The organism is Micromonospora sp. BS32 (assembly GCF_059089345.1).
In genome coordinates this window covers 378,686-395,362 of the sequence record NZ_JBSSHR010000004.1, presented here as the reverse complement: position 1 = coordinate 395,362, position 16,677 = coordinate 378,686, and the positions used below count along the sequence as shown (strand labels likewise).

22 protein-coding genes are annotated in these 16,677 nt (G+C 71.5%); 12 read left to right on the top strand and 10 right to left on the bottom strand.

The genetic code is table 11. The features are described 5' to 3' along the window. Positions 1–34: 34 nt before the first annotated feature. Both AC5RWQ_RS09600 and AC5RWQ_RS09595 read left to right on the top strand, forming a co-directional pair. On the top strand, positions 35–925 hold the full coding sequence (locus AC5RWQ_RS09600) for an EamA family transporter (RefSeq protein WP_494282363.1): 891 nt from the start codon (positions 35–37) through the stop codon (positions 923–925). Positions 926–1,096: 171 nt separating this feature from the next. Then, on the top strand, positions 1,097–2,002 hold the full coding sequence (locus tag AC5RWQ_RS09595) for a hypothetical protein (RefSeq protein ID WP_494282362.1): 906 nt from the start codon (positions 1,097–1,099) through the stop codon (positions 2,000–2,002). 25 nt (positions 2,003–2,027) lie between these two features. Here AC5RWQ_RS09595 and AC5RWQ_RS09590 read toward each other — a convergent pair whose 3' ends face one another. Then, positions 2,028–2,519: an NUDIX domain-containing protein gene (locus tag AC5RWQ_RS09590; RefSeq protein ID WP_334489480.1), complete on the bottom strand. Its 492-nt coding sequence runs from the start codon at positions 2,517–2,519 to the stop codon at positions 2,028–2,030. Positions 2,520–2,617: 98 nt separating this feature from the next. On the opposite strand from AC5RWQ_RS09590, the gene AC5RWQ_RS09585 reads away from it, so the two are divergent. After that, complete coding sequence (locus tag AC5RWQ_RS09585) at positions 2,618–4,246, top strand: fatty acid--CoA ligase (protein WP_494282389.1); 1,629 nt, start codon at positions 2,618–2,620, stop codon at positions 4,244–4,246. A 193-nt stretch (positions 4,247–4,439) separates the two neighbouring features. Here the strand turns inward: AC5RWQ_RS09585 and AC5RWQ_RS09580 are convergent, their stop codons facing one another. Then, entirely contained in the window at positions 4,440–5,453 is a 1,014-nt protein-coding gene (locus AC5RWQ_RS09580) for an NADPH:quinone reductase (protein WP_494282361.1), read from the bottom strand. A 129-nt stretch (positions 5,454–5,582) separates the two neighbouring features. Here AC5RWQ_RS09580 and AC5RWQ_RS09575 point away from each other — a divergent pair, with 129 nt between their 5' ends. Beyond that, a complete protein-coding gene (locus AC5RWQ_RS09575; protein ID WP_494282360.1) occupies positions 5,583–5,726 on the top strand; it encodes a hypothetical protein in 144 nt (47 codons plus the stop codon). Between the two features lie 26 nt (positions 5,727–5,752). On the opposite strand, the gene AC5RWQ_RS09570 is transcribed toward AC5RWQ_RS09575, so the two are convergent. From AC5RWQ_RS09570 to AC5RWQ_RS09560, 3 genes are all read right to left on the bottom strand, one after another. Beyond that, complete coding sequence (locus AC5RWQ_RS09570; RefSeq protein ID WP_494282359.1) at positions 5,753–6,409, bottom strand: HAD family hydrolase; 657 nt, start codon at positions 6,407–6,409, stop codon at positions 5,753–5,755. Between the two features lie 29 nt (positions 6,410–6,438). After that, entirely contained in the window at positions 6,439–7,269 is an 831-nt protein-coding gene (locus AC5RWQ_RS09565) for an SCO6745 family protein (protein ID WP_494282388.1), read from the bottom strand. A gap of 141 nt (positions 7,270–7,410) precedes the next feature. Next, a complete protein-coding gene (locus tag AC5RWQ_RS09560) occupies positions 7,411–8,049 on the bottom strand; it encodes an FKBP-type peptidyl-prolyl cis-trans isomerase (protein WP_494282358.1) in 639 nt (212 codons plus the stop codon). Positions 8,050–8,239: 190 nt separating this feature from the next. Between AC5RWQ_RS09560 and AC5RWQ_RS09555 the strand changes: the two genes are divergently transcribed. Beyond that, positions 8,240–8,632, top strand: coding sequence for a PPOX class F420-dependent oxidoreductase (locus AC5RWQ_RS09555; protein ID WP_334489491.1), 393 nt, complete (start codon positions 8,240–8,242; stop codon positions 8,630–8,632). Between the two features lie 46 nt (positions 8,633–8,678). On the opposite strand, the gene ku is transcribed toward AC5RWQ_RS09555, so the two are convergent. Continuing rightward, on the bottom strand, positions 8,679–9,704 hold the full coding sequence (ku, locus tag AC5RWQ_RS09550; protein ID WP_494282357.1) for a non-homologous end joining protein Ku: 1,026 nt from the start codon (positions 9,702–9,704) through the stop codon (positions 8,679–8,681). Positions 9,705–9,789: 85 nt separating this feature from the next. Between ku and ligD (AC5RWQ_RS09545) the strand changes: the two genes are divergently transcribed. From ligD (AC5RWQ_RS09545) to AC5RWQ_RS09535, 3 genes are all read left to right on the top strand, one after another. Next, positions 9,790–10,737, top strand: coding sequence for a non-homologous end-joining DNA ligase (gene ligD, locus AC5RWQ_RS09545; RefSeq protein WP_494282356.1), 948 nt, complete (start codon positions 9,790–9,792; stop codon positions 10,735–10,737). Continuing rightward, entirely contained in the window at positions 10,727–11,638 is a 912-nt protein-coding gene (gene ligD, locus AC5RWQ_RS09540) for a non-homologous end-joining DNA ligase (RefSeq protein ID WP_494282355.1), read from the top strand. The genes ligD (AC5RWQ_RS09545) and ligD (AC5RWQ_RS09540) overlap by 11 nt, the downstream gene beginning before the upstream one ends. A 178-nt stretch (positions 11,639–11,816) precedes the next feature. Then, on the top strand, positions 11,817–12,566 hold the full coding sequence (locus AC5RWQ_RS09535; protein ID WP_494282354.1) for a TIGR03089 family protein: 750 nt from the start codon (positions 11,817–11,819) through the stop codon (positions 12,564–12,566). Between the two features lie 33 nt (positions 12,567–12,599). On the opposite strand, the gene AC5RWQ_RS09530 is transcribed toward AC5RWQ_RS09535, so the two are convergent. Next, positions 12,600–13,064: a hypothetical protein gene (locus AC5RWQ_RS09530; protein ID WP_494282353.1), complete on the bottom strand. Its 465-nt coding sequence runs from the start codon at positions 13,062–13,064 to the stop codon at positions 12,600–12,602. A gap of 238 nt (positions 13,065–13,302) precedes the next feature. On the opposite strand from AC5RWQ_RS09530, the gene AC5RWQ_RS09525 reads away from it, so the two are divergent. Next, a complete protein-coding gene (locus AC5RWQ_RS09525; protein ID WP_494282352.1) occupies positions 13,303–14,268 on the top strand; it encodes a zinc metalloprotease in 966 nt (321 codons plus the stop codon). Positions 14,269–14,343: 75 nt separating this feature from the next. On the opposite strand, the gene AC5RWQ_RS09520 is transcribed toward AC5RWQ_RS09525, so the two are convergent. From AC5RWQ_RS09520 to AC5RWQ_RS09510, 3 genes are read right to left on the bottom strand one after another with little or no spacing between them, the layout of a single operon-like run. After that, positions 14,344–14,592 carry a hypothetical protein gene (locus AC5RWQ_RS09520; RefSeq protein WP_494282351.1) on the bottom strand — a complete coding sequence of 83 codons (249 nt, stop codon included), beginning with the start codon at positions 14,590–14,592 and terminating at the stop codon, positions 14,344–14,346. 10 nt (positions 14,593–14,602) lie between these two features. Then, the gene (locus AC5RWQ_RS09515; protein ID WP_494282350.1) at positions 14,603–14,872 is read right to left on the bottom strand and encodes a hypothetical protein; all 270 of its coding nucleotides are present in this window, start codon (positions 14,870–14,872) and stop codon (positions 14,603–14,605) included. Next, positions 14,869–15,096 carry a DivIVA domain-containing protein gene (locus AC5RWQ_RS09510; protein WP_494282349.1) on the bottom strand — a complete coding sequence of 76 codons (228 nt, stop codon included), beginning with the start codon at positions 15,094–15,096 and terminating at the stop codon, positions 14,869–14,871. Before AC5RWQ_RS09510 ends, AC5RWQ_RS09515 begins: the two co-directional genes overlap by 4 nt. Before the next feature lie 418 nt (positions 15,097–15,514). On the opposite strand from AC5RWQ_RS09510, the gene AC5RWQ_RS09505 reads away from it, so the two are divergent. The 3 genes from AC5RWQ_RS09505 to AC5RWQ_RS09495 all read left to right on the top strand — a co-directional run bounded on the left by AC5RWQ_RS09505 (position 15,515) and on the right by AC5RWQ_RS09495 (position 16,479). Further along, positions 15,515–15,733 carry a winged helix-turn-helix domain-containing protein gene (locus tag AC5RWQ_RS09505; protein WP_494282348.1) on the top strand — a complete coding sequence of 73 codons (219 nt, stop codon included), beginning with the start codon at positions 15,515–15,517 and terminating at the stop codon, positions 15,731–15,733. A gap of 159 nt (positions 15,734–15,892) precedes the next feature. Next, complete coding sequence (locus tag AC5RWQ_RS09500; RefSeq protein WP_494282347.1) at positions 15,893–16,138, top strand: toxin HicA; 246 nt, start codon at positions 15,893–15,895, stop codon at positions 16,136–16,138. Then, a complete protein-coding gene (locus AC5RWQ_RS09495) occupies positions 16,138–16,479 on the top strand; it encodes a type II toxin-antitoxin system HicB family antitoxin (protein WP_494282346.1) in 342 nt (113 codons plus the stop codon). The genes AC5RWQ_RS09500 and AC5RWQ_RS09495 overlap by 1 nt, the downstream gene beginning before the upstream one ends. The last annotated feature ends 198 nt before the right edge of the window (positions 16,480–16,677 follow it).

Below are 16,677 nucleotides of genomic sequence, written 5' to 3'. Positions count from 1 at the left end.
ACGCGAACGGTCCCAGCCGGTTCTACTGGTGGACATGACTCCCACTCGCGCCGGCGCGGCAATGGCGGTCGCCTCGATGATGTTCGTCCAGCTCGGCCTGGCCGCCTCGGTCGGGCTCTTCGACCGGGTGGGACCCGAGGGTGCCGCCTGGCTCCGGCTGGCCTGGGCCGGCCTGCTGCTCGCCGTGCTGGTGCGCCCGCGCCCCTCCACCCTCACCCGGTCGGCGCTGCGGGCCTGCCTGGCGCTCGGCGTCGTGACGGCGGGCGTCACCATCCTCTTCATGGCCGCGGTGGCCCGGCTGCCGCTGGGGACGGCGAGCGCGCTGGAGTTCCTTGGCCCGCTCGGTGTCGCGGTGGCCCGCGGCCGGGGCGGGTCCAAGCTCTGGCCGGCGCTCGCCGCCGTCGGGGTGCTGCTGCTCACCGAGCCGTGGCGTGGCGGGGTCGACCCGCTGGGCGTCGGCTACGCGCTCGCCGCTGGGGCGTGCTGGGCGGCGTACATCCTGCTCACCCAGCGGGTCGGCGACGAGGTCTCCGGGCTGCGCGGCCTCGCCGTGTCGATGCCGGTGGCCGCCGTGGTCGCCACCGTCGCCGTCGGTCCGTCGGTCTTCGCCGACCTGACCTGGCAGGTGCTGCTGGCCGGGCTCGGGCTGGCGGTGCTGCTGCCGATCGTCCCGTTCGTGCTGGAACTGCTCGCCCTGCGCCGGCTCACCACCGCCGCCTTCGGCACCCTGATGAGCCTGGAGCCGGCGATCGCCCTGGTGGTGGGGCTGGTCGCGCTGCACCAGGTGCCGGGCGTCGCGCCGGTGCTGGGAATCGCCTTCGTGGTGGTCGCCGGCATCGGCGCGGAACGCACCGGCGGGCGGCCGGAAGCCGGGGCGCAGGCTCCGGAGAAGCCCGTGTCGGCGGTCTCGTCAGCCGGTTGGTGATTCATGTGCGCAGGCCCGTACTCCGATGATGTAACGCCGCTACGGCGGTGGGCGTCCATTAGGGAGCGGGCCGCCGTCGCGGCCCGTTGGCCGGCGTCGACGGGGGCGTCGGTCGTGCCGCGTGCGCCGGACTGATGCCCGCGCCGCGGCCTCCTGCGAACAAGGGATGTCATGACCCCTCAGCGCACCCTACGTACCGGACTCACCCTGCTCTGCCTGGCTGCCTCGGCCGCACTGCTGCCGGCCACCCCGGCGGTCGCCGCGCCGGCCCGACCGGATCTCAAGCTCGACCTCAGCGTCACGCCGCAGGCGATGATCAAGGACTACGGGAGGGGCAACGAGCCCACAGCCGTCGTCACCGCCACGGTGACCAACGTCGGGACGGCCACCGCCGACGGCGTCACCGTCTCCCTCACCCTCCCGCCCGGGGCCGGTATCGCGGGCGACCCATCCTGGCAGTGCGACTACACCACCTTTGTGTGCACCGACATTTACGGTCCGGTGCCGCCCGGCGGCGTCGCCGAGCCGTTGCGGGTCTACGTCAGCCTGCCGGACGCTCCGGCGGGCACCGTCGCCACCATCGGCGCCACCGCTGCCACCCCCGCCCGCGAAGTGACCAAGACGAACAACTCCGGTCAGGTGCAGACGACCTACGCATACGTCGCCGACCTGTCCCTGGGCGCCTCGGGGTCTGCCCAGAGCTGGGAGGCGGACGTCCCGACCAGCGGCGGGAACATCTTCCCCGTCTTCACCGCCCACAACATCGGCAGCGCCGCAGCCGCCGACCTGCGACTGGTGGTGGACGTGCCGGCCGGCTTCACCGCCGGTCAGCCGTACGAGGCAGTCGACAACCCGGGCCCGTGGCAGTGCGACGTCACGACCACCCAGGTGGTGTGCACGGCCGGCCCGCTCGAGGAGGAAGCCACCTCGACGGTGACGGTGCCGATGACCGCTCCGGCGGGTGTCGCTGACACCCGATTCCAGATCCATGGCGAGGTCAGCACCTCGGGCGACGAGTGGCGCCGCGGGGACGACTACGGCGACGCGCTCTACCTCTACGTGGACCCGGTGGCCTGACGTCGTAACCGGCTGGTCCTCGGGGTTACTTGAGGATCAGCCGGTTGGTCTGCTCGAAGACGTCCAGGTCGGCGAGGGTCTCCGGGACCGACGCCGACAGCGGTGCGGGGAACTCGTCGCGGGGGTAGAAGCCCGCGTCTATGGTCTCGTCGGTCACCCGGGCCAGCTCACCGTCCCAGTCCTCGACCCGGAACGCGGTCGTGAAGATCTGGTACGTGTGGCCGTACATGTTGGTGTGGGTGCGGTCCGCGCCGGTGTAGAGGGCGAACGCGCTCACCCGCAGGGCGCGCAGACCGGTCTCCTCGCGCACCTCGCGCACCGCGCAGTCGGCGATCGACTCGCCGAGTTCCATCGCGCCCGCGGGCAGCGCCCACTGGCCGTTGTCCGAGCGCCGGATCAGCAGCACCCGGCCCGCGTTGTCGCGGACCACGGCGCGCGCGCCGACGAACATCAGCGTCCGGTCACCGGCCAGGGCACGCAGCTGGCCCACGTACGAGTCGGCCCAGGAGATGCTCACCCGGACAATCTACGCAGCTTCCCGGCGGTCGACCGGAGTTCCGGGGTTCCCAACCTGTGACCGGCGACATTAGCTTGTTACCCATGCGTAGCACGATGATGGACGCCCCTCTTCAGGTATCCCGGATCCTCGAACACGGCTCCACCGTGCATGGCACGGCCGAGGTGATCACGTGGACCGGCGCCGAGCCGCGCCGGATGTCGTACGCGGAGGTCGGTCGGGCCGCGGCCCGGCTCGCCCACGCGCTGCGGGACGAGTGCGAGGTGACCGGCGACGAGCGGGTCGCCACGTTCATGTGGAACAACACCGAGCACCTGGTGGCGTACTTCGCCGTACCCAGCATGGGCGCGGTGCTGCACACCCTGAACATCCGGCTCTTCCCCGACCAGGTGGCGTACATCGCCAACCACGCCGAGGACCGGGTGGTGGTGGTCGACTCGACGCTGATCCCGCTGCTGGCCAAGGTGCTCGGCGAGATGACCACCGTCCGGCACGTGGTGGTGGTCGGCGGTGGTGACCCGGCGCCGCTGCGCGCCGTCGCCGGCGACCGGATCACCTTCCACCACTGGGACGACCTGCTCGCCGGCCGCCCCGACACGTACGACTGGCCGGAGGTGGACGAGCGGGACGCCGCCGCGCTCTGCTACACCTCCGGGACCACCGGCAACCCGAAGGGCGTCGCCTACTCGCACCGCTCGATCTACCTGCACTCGTTGCAGGTCTGCATGCCCGAGGGGTTCGGGCTCGGCCCGGGCGACCGGGAGCTGGCCATCGTCCCGATGTTCCACGCGATGTCCTGGGGCCTGCCGTACGCGGCGTTCCTCTCCGGCGCGTCGCTGATCATGCCGGACCGGTTCCTCCAGGCCGCCCCGATCGCCCAGATGATCGCCGCTGAGCGGCCGACCCTGGCCGGCGCGGTGCCGACCATCTGGAACGACCTGCTGACGTACCTGGACAACAACGACGTGGACACCTCCTCGCTGAAGGAGGTGATCGTCGGCGGTTCGGCCTGCCCGCCGGCGCTGATGCACGCGTTCGCCGAGCGGCACCACATCGACGTGATCCACGCCTGGGGGATGACCGAGATGTCCCCGCTTGGGTCGGTGTCCCGGCCGCCGGCCGGCGTCACCGACGACGAGGCCTGGCGCTACCGCTACACCCAGGGCCGGGTGCCGGCCGGGGTCGCCGCCCGGATCGTCGGCCCGCTCGGCGAGGTGCTGCCCGCCGACGGCGAGTCCGTCGGCGAGCTGGAGGTCCGTGGCCCGTGGGTGACCGCCACGTACGTCGGCGACGACACCCCGGACGAGGAGAAGTTCCGCGACAGCTGGCTGCGTACCGGCGACGTCGGCACGCTTTCCCCGGACGGCTACATCACGCTCACCGACCGGGCCAAGGACGTGATCAAGTCGGGCGGCGAGTGGATCTCCTCGGTGGAGCTGGAGAACGCCCTGATGGCCCACCCGGACGTGCAGGAGGCCTGCGTGGTCGGGGTGCCCGACCAGCGCTGGGGTGAGCGGCCGCTCGCCACGGTGGTGGTCCGGGAGGGGGCGTCGACCACTGTGGAGCAGCTGCGGGAGTTCCTCGGCAGGTCGGTGGCGCACTGGCAGCTGCCCGAGCGCTGGGCGGTCATCGACGCGGTGCCGAAGACCAGCGTCGGCAAGTTCGACAAGAAGGTTGTCCGCTCCCGCTACGCCGACGGCGGCTTGGAGGTCCGGGAGCTGAGCTGATTGGGCCGTAACACTTTTCGGCCCTACGACGCATCTAGGGGCAGGGACGTATCTCCTGAGGCATCCCTCCCCAGGGGCGGCCCCGGCGTTCGCACCGCGCCGGGGCCGCCCGTTCCATGCGGGGCGACCCGCAATGTCATTGTTGCGAAACTTGCTCGGTTCTGTCCGGGTGATCGCGAAATAGCTTCACGGTCTACTCCTCGGCGGTGCTGATCAGCACCTTCCCGACCACCGAGTCCTCCACCGCCTGGTGCGCCACGGCCGTGTCCTTCAGCAGGTAGTGGTGCAGCGGCAGCCCCGCGTCCTGGCCCACCCGCACCCCGCCCTGGGCGACCGCGGCGGCCACGTCGACGACCGCCTGCGCCTTCGCGGCCTTCGGCTCGGTGTAGACCAGCACGAACTGCCAGCGGGCGTTCGTCACCATGGACGGCCGGATCGGGATCGACGCCGCCTCCCCGCCGTCGTCGGCGTACGCGCAGACCGCCCCGCCCGGTCGCAGCACCTGCGCGTCGATGGCGGCATTGCGGGCCACCGCGACCTCCACGACCGTGTGCACCCCGTCCGGGGCGATCTTGCGGAGCTCCTCGACCACGTCCTGATCCCGGTAATTGATCACGAAGGAGGCGCCGGCGGCCGCCGCGAGCTGCGCCTTCTCCGCGCTGCTCACCGTGGCGATGATGCAGGCGTCGGCCCACCGGGCCAACTGGATCGCCGCGTTCCCCACCGCGCCCGCCCCGCCCTGCACCAGCACCGTGTGGTCGCTGAGCGCCCCGGCATGCAGCGAGTCCGGCATGTACTCGCCCGCGGTCAGGCAGCGGTGCGCGGTCAGGAACGGGATGCCCAGGCAGGCACCCAGGTCGAAGGAGGCGGCGCCGAGGGACACCGCCTGCCGGACCGGCACCACGGTGTACTCGGCCGCGGTGCCCCAGGGCCGCTGCCAGGAGGCCTCCCAGACCCAGACCCGCTCGCCGATCAGCCGCTGGTCGACCCCCTCGCCGACCGCCTCGACGACCCCGGCGCCGTCCTGCCCGGGGGTCTGCCAGCCGGCCGGCAGCGGCCACGACCGGCGCCCCTTCCAGTCGGTCGGGTTCACCCCCGAGACGGCCAGCCGGACCAGCACCTCACCCCGGCCCGGTTCCGGCACCGGCCGGTCCACCAGCTCCAGCACCGACGGGTCGCCGGTGCGCTCGTACACGATCGCCTTCATCGCCGTCTCCTCGCCTCGGACGCCCGGCGGGCCCGTGCCGGGCTGCCCTACCCGGGCCGATCCTGATCATTCCGATCCGGGCCGCCCCGGAAACCGTACAACCAGGTAGTCGGTGGCAGGAGGGGTGTCATGTGGGACGTACCGATGGTGGCTCCGACGCCGCCCACGACGGACGGCGCCGGCCCGCCCGGGGCCGAGGAGCCGGAACCGGCGCCGCCGCCCCCGGCGGGGCGGCGCTTCCTGCCCCGCTCCAGCCGGAGCCGGCGGATCTGACCTCCGAGCCTGGGAGCCGGTGCGGTTCAGCCGAGCCGGTCCACCACGTCCGGGGTGAGGGCGTGCACCGAGGGGAGCAGCACGGCGGCGAGCGCCGACGCGTCCGGGTCCAGCGGATACGACCCGTGCGGCACCGCCACCACCCGCATGCCGGCGGCGGCCGCGGAGCGTACCCCGTTGGAGGAGTCCTCGATCGCGACGCAGCGGGTCGGGTCGACGCCGAGCCGTTCCGCCACGGCGAGCCAGACGTCCGGCGCGGGCTTGCCCCGCGCGGTCTCCTCGGTGGACAGGGTCGCGCCGAACACGTCGGCGAGGCCGGTGGCGGCCAGCGCCGCCGCGATCAGCCGGGTCGGCGACGAGCTGGCCAGCCCCAGCGGCCACCGCGCGGCCATTCGGCGCACCACCGCGTCGGCGTCGTCGATCAGCGGTACACGTTCCGCGTACCGCCGGGTCATCTCCTCCACCACCTCGGTGGCGACCTGGCCGGCGCTCCGGTCGACGCCCAGCTCCCCGCTGAGGTATCCGGCCCACTCGCCGGTGCTCATCCCCATCAGCCGACGTTGGGTGTCCGGCTGCCAGGTGCCGCCGTGCGCGGCCACGTACGCCCGCCGGACCTCCTCCCAGACCGGCTCCGAGTCCACGATCACGCCGTCCAGGTCGAAGATCACCGCGTCCACCGCCATGGCCCCATCCTGCCGTGGTCGCCGGTGGCTCAACTCCGTTGGGTCGCCGGCAGGCCGATCGGGCTCTGCCGGGGAATGATCGTGCGGCACCGGCGGGCGATCGGTTCGAGCAACTCGCGCAGCCGCTCGGTGCGCTCGGCGCCGAGCGCCTCCCACGGGCCGGCGGCGGCCCGGTCGGTGGCCTCCTCGACCGCGCGGAACGTGCCGGTGCCGTGCTCGGTCGGGGCGTGGTCGGCGGTCAGCCAGCCGCGCGCCACCAGCCGCTCCTCGGCGGCCGTCCACTCCTCGTCGGTCCAGCCCCGGGCGAGCTGGTGGAACTCCCGGGACTGGTCGACCCGGCAGCGCCAGGCCAGCACCTCGACCGGGTCCAGCCCGGTGGTGACCAGCGCGGCGACGTGCCCGTCGCCCCGGTGCTCGCGCAGCGTGGTGGCGGCCTGCCAGAGCCGGGCCAGCGGGTATTCACCCGCCGGCAGGGCGGCGTTGACCGCGCCGAGCACCCGGCCGGCGGTCTCCACCCGGCCGGCGGCCTCCTCGAGCAGCTCGGCGGCCTCGACGAGGTGCGACTCGGGCAGCTCGTAGGTGAACTCGGCGAGCGCCTGCACCGCGCCGGTGAGCCGGGCGCGCAGCGCCTCCTCCGGGGTGGCCAGCCGCCAGACCGAGGGCAGCGCCCGGGCCACCATCCGGGGCGCGAAGCTGAAGAACGCGGCGATCACCGGCGGGGCGGAGGTCGGGCCGAGCGGGGCGGCCCGGCCGGCGAAGTAGCCCCGCCAGTAGCCGCGCAGCCCGACCGCCTCGTAGGCCGTCCGGGCCCGGGGGTGGAAGTAGGTGACGGCGTGCAGGGGCTCGAAGAGCGTCCACATCAACCGGGCGGTCCGCCCGGGGTCGTCCAGTGCCGGCACGTGCACCTCCGCACAGGAAAGGGTCACCGTGGCACGGACCGACCGCCCACGGTGACCCCGAACCTACTGGCAGTAGGTGATCGCCGGGAAGACCCCTGTGGGCTACTGCACGGCGAGCACGTCGACGACGAAGCGCAGCGGGCCGGACGGCGCGCCCGGGCGCTGCGGCTTGTCGCCGTACGCCAGGTCGGCCGGAATGTCGAGCTGCACCCGGCTGCCGACGGTCTGCCCCTCCATGCCCTGATCCCAGCCCGGGATGACGTTGCCCTGGCCGAGCACGAACGAGAACGGCTCCGAGCGCTTCCAGGAGGCGTCGAACTCCTCGCCGGACTTGTACGACACGCCCACGTAGTTCACCGTGATCTGCTGGCCGGGCTGGGCGGCCGGGCCGTTGCCCCGGATCAGCGGGACCGCCTTCAGGCCGCTCAGCGTGCCCTCGCCCTTGCCCGCCTGCGGCTTGGTGCAGAGCGCCCGGTCGGCGCCCTGGGGCAGGGTGGGGAAGCCGCCCGGGCAGCCGGCGGACGACGCGGCCGGCTTGGGGGCGTCGTCGTTGCCGCGAGTGGCCACGAAGACGCCCACAATCACCGCGATGACCGCCACGCCGGCGAGCGCGCCCAGCCACGCCTGCCGCCGCTTCTTCGCCTCGGCGGCCTTCTGGGCGGCCAGCTGCGCGGCCAGCCGGCGCTGCGCCTTCGTCTCCGGGCCCTGGCCCGGCGACCGGTTCTCCGTACGCTCGCTCACGTCCTGAACTCCCCTGCTGGTGTGGGTGACCGGCCCGGCGACCCGGTGCCGTGGCCAGCGCACACGGTACCCGGGTCGATGGCCGCCCCGGACCGGTCGCCCGGTCACTCTGTCCCGCGCTGCCGCGACGAGGCCCGTTCCTCCCGGTTCGGGCGGGTGCGCGGCCGGTCCCGGCGGTAGGTTCCACACCATGGCGATCCTCACCGACGAAGACCTGGCCCTGCTCTCCGAGCCCCAGCTCGCCCACGTCGCGACCATCGAGCCCGACGGCACCCCGCACGTCACCCCGGTCTGGGTGGACACCGACGGCGAGCACATCGTGTTCAACACCGCCAAGGGGCGGCAGAAGTACAACAACATGGAGCGGAACCCGGTGGTCGCGGTCTCCGTGGTGGACAAGGCGGACGACTTCCGCACCCTCTGGATCAAGGGCACCGCCGAGTTCGTCACCGAGGGCGCCGACGCGCACATCGACCGGATGGCGAAGAAGTACCTCGGGCAGGACACCTACCCGTTCCGGCAGCCGGGCGAGGAGCGGGTGATCGTCCGGATCACCCCGACCCAGAAGCTCGGCCGGGGCTGAGCGGGCGGCGGGGCCCCCGGCGGCGACGACCGGGGCCCTGCCGTACTCAGGCGGTCTTGCGGGGCGCGGCCTTCTTCTCCGCCGCCTTCTTCGCGGGCGCCTTGGCGGCCTTCTTCTCCGCCGTCTTCTTCGCGGCGGCCTTCTTCGCCGGTTCCGCCTTCTTCGCGGCGGCCTTCTTCGCTGGCTCCGCCTTCTTGGCGGCGGCCTTCTTGGCCGGTGCCTTCGCCGCCTTCTGCGCCGACCGGGCCGCCGAGATCGGGGTCGGCTCGCCCGCCCCGCCGGACGGTTGCTCGCCCCGGGCCGTCCGGGCCCGCTCGACGGAGGCCTTCAGCGCGGCCATCAGGTCCACCGCGGCGGCCGGCGCGGCCTCCACCTCCTCCGGCTGGACCACCTCGCGCCCCTCGACCTTCGCGTCGATGACCTCCTGCAACGCGGCCCGGTAGTCGTCGGTGAAGGCGTCCGGCGCGAACTCGCCGGCCATCGAGTCGATCAGCGAGCTGGCCATCGCCAACTCCGGCGGGCGGACCTTCAGGTCCTCGTCCAGGAAGCCGAAGTCGGGGGTACGCACCTCGTCCGGCCAGAGCATCGTGTTGAGCAGCAGCACGCCCTCGCGGACCCGCAGGGTGGCGAGTTGTTCGCGCTGGCGCAGCGCCACCTTGACGATCGCCACCCGCTCCGAGTCGGCGAGCGCGTCGCGCAGCAGCACGTACGGCTTGGTCGCCGTCCCCTCCGGCTCCAGGAAGTACGCCTTGTTGTAGAGGATCGGGTCGACCTGCTCGGCCGGGACGAACTCCAGCACGTCGATCGCGCGTGAGCTGGTCAGCGGCAGGTCGGCGAAGTCCTCGTCGGTCAGGATGACCATCTCGCCGCCGCCGATGTCGTACCCCTTGGCGATGTCGTCGTAGGTGACCTCCTCGCCGCAGACCTGGCAGGTGCGCTTGTAGCGGATCCGACCACCGTCGGACCGGTGGACCTGATGGAAGCGGATGTCCTTCTCCTCGGTGGCCGAGTAGAGCTTCACCCCGATCGACACCAGCCCGAAGGACACCGCTCCCTTCCAGATCGCCCGCATGCCGCGCTCCTCTCCCCGGTTCTGCCCAGGATCGCAAAGGATCGAACGGCACGCACGCTCTTCGCCGCCCAACTACAGTCAGAAGGTGCCCGGCGCGCCGCTGAAGCCGATGCTCGCGATGACCGGGCAACTCCCGGTGGGTGCCGGCTGGGCGTACGAGTTCAAGTGGGACGGGGTCCGCGCGCTCGCCGACATCACCCCCACCGCCACCCGGCAACACCTGTACGCCCGCTCCGGCGTGGAGATCACCGCCGCGTACCCGGAACTGATCCCGCTGGCCGAGCAGGTCGACGACGCCCTGCTCGACGGCGAGGTGGTACTGCTGAACCAGACCGGGCAGCCCTCGTTCACCGCGCTCGCCGAACGGATGCACGTGCGGGACCGGGCGAAGGCGGCCCGGCTGGCGGCGACCGTCCCGGTCACGTACATGATCTTCGACCTGTTGCGGCTGCGCGGCGAGGACCTGACCGGCCGTCCCTGGCACGAGCGGCGGGCGGCGCTGGAGGCGCTCGGGCTGGGGGCCGCGCGCTGGGCCGTCCCACCGACCTTCACGGACGGCCCCGCCACCTACGAGGCGGCCGGCGAGCACGGGCTCGAAGGGGTGATGGCCAAGCGGGTCGACGCGGCCTACCGGGCCGGCGTGCGCTCGCCGGACTGGGTGAAGGTCAAGCTGGAGGTCACCGGCGACTTCGTGGTCGGCGGGTGGCGACCGGGCGCCCGGAAGATCGGCGGCCTGCTGGTCGGGGTGCCCGGGCCGGACGGGCGGCTGATCTACCGGGGTCGGGTCGGCGGCGGGATCGGCGCGGCCATCGAGCGGGAGCTGCTGCGCGAGTTGGAGCCGCTCAGGTCGGGGACCTCGCCTTTCTCCGGCGACGTGCCGCGCGAGGATGCCCGCGGCGCGATCTGGGTAACACCCCAGGTCGTGGTGGAGGTGAAGTACGGCCAGCGCACCCCGGACGGGCGGCTGCGGTTCCCCCGCATCCTGCGCCTGCGCCCCGACAAGCCACCGGAGGAGGTCGACGATGCCGGCTGAACGGCTCAAGGTGGACGTCGAGGGTCGGCCGCTCGAGCTGTCCAACCTGGACAAGGTGCTCTTCCCCGAGGCCGGGTTCACCAAGGGCGAGGTGATCGACTACTACACCCGGATCGCCCCCGTGCTCCTGCCGCACCTGGCCGACCGGCCGCTCACCCGGATCCGCTTCCCCAACGGCGTCACCGGCGGCTCCTTCTTCGAGAAGAACGCCCCGGCCGCCACCCCCGAATGGGTACGCACCGAGACGCTGCCGGCGCCCGGGTCGAGCAAGGGCCGGGAGACCATCGACTACGTGGTCGCCGACGACCTGCCGACCCTGGTCTGGCTGGCCAACCTCGCCGCCCTGGAGCTGCACACGCCGCAGTGGCGGGTCGGCGAACACCCCGACATGATGGTCGTCGACCTGGACCCGGGCGCCCCGGCGGCGCTGCGACAGTGCTGCCAGGTGGCCCTGCTGATGCGCGACCGGCTGGCCCTCGACGGGGTGGACTCCTATCCGAAGACGTCGGGCAAGAAGGGCATGCAGCTCTGCTGCCCGATCAGCGCCACCCAGTCCTCCGATCTTGTTTCTGATTACGCCAGGCGGATCGCCCAGGAGTTGGAGAAGGCGCATCCCAAGCTGATCGTGTCGAAGATGGCCAAGAACCTGCGGCCCGGCAAGGTCTTCATCGACTGGAGCCAGAACAACGCGGCCAAGACCACGGTCGCGCCGTACTCGCTGCGGGCCCAGTCGGTGCCGTCGGTATCGACGCCGCTGACCTGGGACGAGGTCGAGGCCGGCGCGGCCGGGAAGCGGCCCTCGGCGAAGCCGTACACCGCCGACGAGGTGCTCAAGCGGGTCGCGAAGCAGGGCGACCTGCTCGCCCCCCTGCTCGAGGGCGGCCCCGAACTACCCGTGTGATCACCGCTCACCCCGCAGCCTCGGCGGCCTCCCTTGATCGTTTGCGGCTGGGCCGTTGTTCCGTCGGCGTGTCGAGTGGCTGAGTCACAAACGATCATGGAGGGGACCGGGTGGCGGCCTGCTCGGGTGGGGCCGGGGCGGGCGTTAGGGTGGGGCGATCCGGAGTGAGGAGCGCCAGATGGACGTGTCCACCGCCCTGCCCGTCCTCGGCGGCGTCGACCGGCTCCACGAGGCTCAGCGGCCGTTGCTGACCTATCTCGACGGCGCGACCGGCGAGCGGACCGCGCTGTTCGCGCACCAGCTCGGTGACTGGGCGGCGCGCAGCGCGGGGCTGCTGCGCGACGGCTGCGGGCTGGGCCCGGGCAGCCGGGTCGCGGTGCTGCTGCCGCCGCACTGGCGTACCGCGGCGGTGCTGCTCGGGGCCTGGTCGGTCGGGCTGGCGGTGTCGTTCCGACCCCGGGCCACCGCCGGGCTGCCGGTTCTCGAACCCGGCGGCGACCTGCCATACGACGCGGTCTTCGTGACCCCGGAGCGGCTCGACGACTGGCTGGAGGACGTGCCCGACGGGACGCACCGCTACCTCGTCGGCACCGCGCCGGGGTCGCTGACCGACGTGCCGGTGGGCTGGCTCGACTGGTCCGCCGAGGTGCTCCGACACCCGGCCACCTCACCCGACCACCACGCCGTCCACGCCTCCGACCCGGCCAGCCCGGACGGCACCAGCTACGGCGCGTGGGGCGCGCTGGCGCACGAGATCGCAGCCCAGCTCGGCCTGCGGGCCGGCGACACCCTCCTGGTCGACGCCGCCGAGCACGAGCAGCCGCTGAAGTGGCTGCTCGCCCCGCTCTCCGTCGGCGCGTCCGTGGTCATCCACGCCAACCTGGACACCGACCGTCTCGCCGCCGAGCGGGTCAGCCACGTGCTCTGAGCCCCGGCTCGTCGTCGACCGTGTCGGCTACGGTCACGCGCGGCGTACGTTCATGACCATCACCGGATACGGCCCGGCGGGCATTCCGGCCGTGGCCTGGTCGGCGGGGATCACGTTGTCCATCCGCATCCGCAGGGTCGCGGTGTCGGTGGCATCGAACCCGATCCGCCAGCCCCAACCGCCGCCGTAGTCGCCCTCGAACTCGAAGGTTCCGACCGATCCTGATCGTCCGGGCAAGGACATCGGCACCGGCTTCTGATGCCAGGAGTCGCCCCATACGGCCACGAGCGAGCCGTCCTCGCCGGCAGAGCCGATGACGAGCAGGCCGTCCTGGGGTCCGTCGTCGGGGTGCCCCCAGGAGTAGGCAACCGAGGTCAGGTGATCGCCGGCCGCCATCGTCACGGTCATCGTGGCGGGCAACTCGGCGAGCGGGTGCTCGGGCATGAGCCGGAAGCCGTTGGTGCCGGCCCAGGACCCGGCGAAGTCGGAGAGGATCATTCATCGACCGTAGGCTGCCGCGGCCGAGCAGGGCACCCTTGTCCTTCCGGCCGCCACGGGAGTGTCGGCGGGCGGATCGGCGGCGGTCCTTGTGGTCCGGCAATCGTTTCCGCTCGTGGTCTGTTGTTAACGCCGTTGACGTGTTGTTATGTCGGAACGACGATGTCGGTCCCGTATCCCGGTGACCCTTCGTCCCTGCCGCTGACGTGGCTCATCCCCCGTATGTGAAAGGGCAACGATGCGCAGAAGAAGATCGGCTTTCCAACTGGCGGTCCTGACCGCCACCGCCGCCACCTTCCTGGGTGCCGGCGGGGCTTCCGGGGCGGTCGCCTCAGCGGCGCCCGCGACCGCCTCCCCGGGTGCCGCGGCCTGTGCGCCCGGAGCTGAGGCGCAGAGCGCGGCCCGGGTGGCCGAGGGCGCTACCGCCCAGGAGCCGGAGCTGTACTCGAAGAACGAGGCGAACGCCTACGGCGTGATCAAGGATTCGCCGCGCCTGGCCAACGGCAGCGTCACCATTCCGACGGTCTTCCACATGGTCTCCGACCACACCCTCACCGCCGCTGAGACGACCAGGTGGAACACCCTGATCGCCAACCAGATGACGGTGCTCAACGACTCGTTCGGGGGCAGCACGGCGGCGGACGCCGCCGACACCCCGTTCCGGTTCAACCTGGTCGACACGACCTGGACGGTGAACAGCGACTGGTACACGGTCGTGCCGGGCAAGAACGAGCGGGACATGAAGCAGGCGCTGTACACCGGCGACTCCCGCACCCTGAACGTGTACGCGGCCGACATCGGCGGCGGGCTCCTCGGCTGGGCGTACTTCCCGAAGGGTTACAACAACGGCCGGGACTACATCGACGGCGTGGTGATGCTCGACGAGTCGATGCCGGGCGGCACCGCGGGCAAGTACGCCCTGGGTGACACGCTGACGCACGAGGTCGGGCACTGGCTGATGCTGGAGCACACCTTCGCGCACGGCTGCGCCGCCTCCGGCGACTACGTCGAGGACACCCCGCGCGAAGCGCACCCGCAGTTCAACTGCCCGGTGGGCGCGGACACCTGCACCGCACCCGGGCTGGACCCGATCCACAACTTCATGGACTACTCGCAGGACTCCTGCATGGACATGTTCACCGCCGGTCAGGCGGACCGGATGAGCGACGCCTGGCTGGCCTTCCGCGCCGGCGGCGTCGGCTAATCAGCTCGGCACGTGAAGGGGTCGACGGGCCGCGCGAGCGGCTCGTCGGCCCCTTCACGGTTGGGGCTGCCGCCCTCACTGAAAGAGCCTGCCGGGCCTTCGGGAGCGGCTCGGCTTGGTGATCAGGGAATCCCTGCGCCTTCGGCGCACCATGATGGTGTTCGCCTTGTTCTTCAAGCCCTTGAGAATTCGGTCCTTCATCGCATGCCTCTCTGCTCCCGGCCTGGTCATTCGCGTGTCGCAGCCCGCGTACCCGATGGGGCAGCAGTCATTCACCAGCGTCGGCCGCTGACGGACATGACCGGTGCCGTCGAGGTCGGGCACCCGATCGCCTTCAGCGGCGGCTGAGCCACGGCGTGCGCCGCGCGCAGCGTGAGGTGTGGTCCACCGGCAGCGCACACCGCCCGCCGCCGTCGGGCAGCGGCCGATCGCAGAAGACCCAATGGCGTACGCCCTGCTGGTCCTCGGCCGAGACGGTGACCCCGCCCGGCTCGACGCGGGCGCTGAGCCGGGCCAGCACCCGCGCGGCGGTCCGGGCGAAGATCCGGGCGCGAAGCAGGTCGGGTGCGGTGAGCGGCAGGTGGATCACCCAACGGTCGCTCATCGGTAGCTCTGCGCCGACTGGGCAGTCTGCCAGGCGCGCAGCGCGTTCTTGATCCGTACGTTCTCCTCCTGCACCGCGACCAGGGCGGTCTGCGCGACGGTGAGTTCGTCGGCCACCCGGTGCAGGAAGGCGCGGATCTCGACGGGGTCGAGGCCGCGCCGGCGGACGTTGAAGCACCGGTCACGGATCTGCCAGGGGCGCAGCGGGTGCCTGGCTTCTGCCATCGGTTGTCTCTCCTCGCGTCGGCTCGCCAGCCGGCGGATCAGGTTGCGCACGTGGTGACCGCCCTTCGTCGGATCGCGTCGAGGTGGAGGGGGCGGCCTCCGCCGGTCCCGGTCGGCGGAGACCGCCCCGCCCTGCCACCGCAGCCTCGATCGGCGGTACGGCAGCAGAGCCGCTTTTCGGTTCCTGAACTGGTTGTTGAGGTGCTGACACGGCTGACGGGGGAGCCAGCCGTGCCAGCGGTGGTGGATGCCCAACCGGGAGGGCCGGCTGCCTACCAGGCGATCCGATCTCGGGTGTCCGGAAGTCAACCTACAATGCAAAGCATACTAAGTGCAAGAACCAATCATGCTAAGCAGGCGAAGTCTTGGCCGACGGAGTGTTGGCGTGGGAGGATCTTGGGGCCTACCAGGAGTTGCCATGCCCCGAATCTCAGACCGCCAGCGCATTGCCCAGGACATCCGCGACAAGATCGCGTCGGGCGAGTACGGCCCCGGCGCGAAGCTGCCTTCACTGCGTGAGATGTCTGCGCATTACAGCGTCTCGGCCGAGCCCGTTCGGTCCGCTCTGCTGATCTTGCAAGCGGAGGGCTTGGTCGAAGGCCATCAAGGCAAGGGCGTGTACGTGACCGGGGCTTGATCAGCGGCTGACTAATTGTGTTGGACCTTCGAGAACACCAGGGTCGGATCTCACCCGAGCGGAACGCGTCGAAGAGCCGTTCCCTTGTTGGTGGGGGCCCTGCATGAGCGGGCCGGCAAAATCTTGTGCCTATGGTACCGCTCGCAGTACCATCCAACTGTGCCGTCCATAGCCAAGCTCGTTGAAACGATGCGAAAGAACCAGCAGAACATCGCCTACAACGATCTCTACGGCGTGTGCGAGCACTACTTCGGGAAGCCCCGGCAGGCCGGCACCTCACACGCAGTGTTCAAGATGCCCTGGGCGGGCGACCCCCGCGTCAACATCCAGAACGACAAAGGCAAGGCCAAGCCATATCAGGTGCGGCAGGTACTCAAGGCGATCGACAAGAAGGAGGCCATGTGATGCAGCCCGACGCCCGTTCCGAGATCACCCACTACACCTACCGCGTCACCTGGTCCGCCGAGGATCGCGAGTTCGTCGCCACCTGCGCCGAGTTCCCATCGCTGTCGTGGCTCGCGTCGTCGCAGATCGAAGCCCTTCAAGGGCTCCAGGATCTACTGCGTGAGGTGATCGCGGACATGGAGGAGCAGGGCGAGCCGGTGCCGCTGCCGTTCGCTGAGCGTAGCTACTCCGGCAAGTTCAACCTCCGCGTCGGAGAGAGCCTGCACCGCGAGCTCGCCATCCACGCCGCCGAGGATGGCATGAGCCTCAACCAGTACGTCCTGCGGAAGCTCGCCGCCTGATCACCACGGGTCAGTCGACCGTGGGCAGCTTCGCCGCAGCACGTCGTCCGCGCTGAAAACGTCGCCTTCCCGGCCGTCCTCCCGTACCAATGTCGCCGTCAGCCCCAGCCAGCGGCGGGCCTGGAGGCCCGCGGTGAAGAGGGGGTTGGTTGAAGGTCATCAAGGCAATCGCCCGGCCCAGGATCGGATGACCCCGGG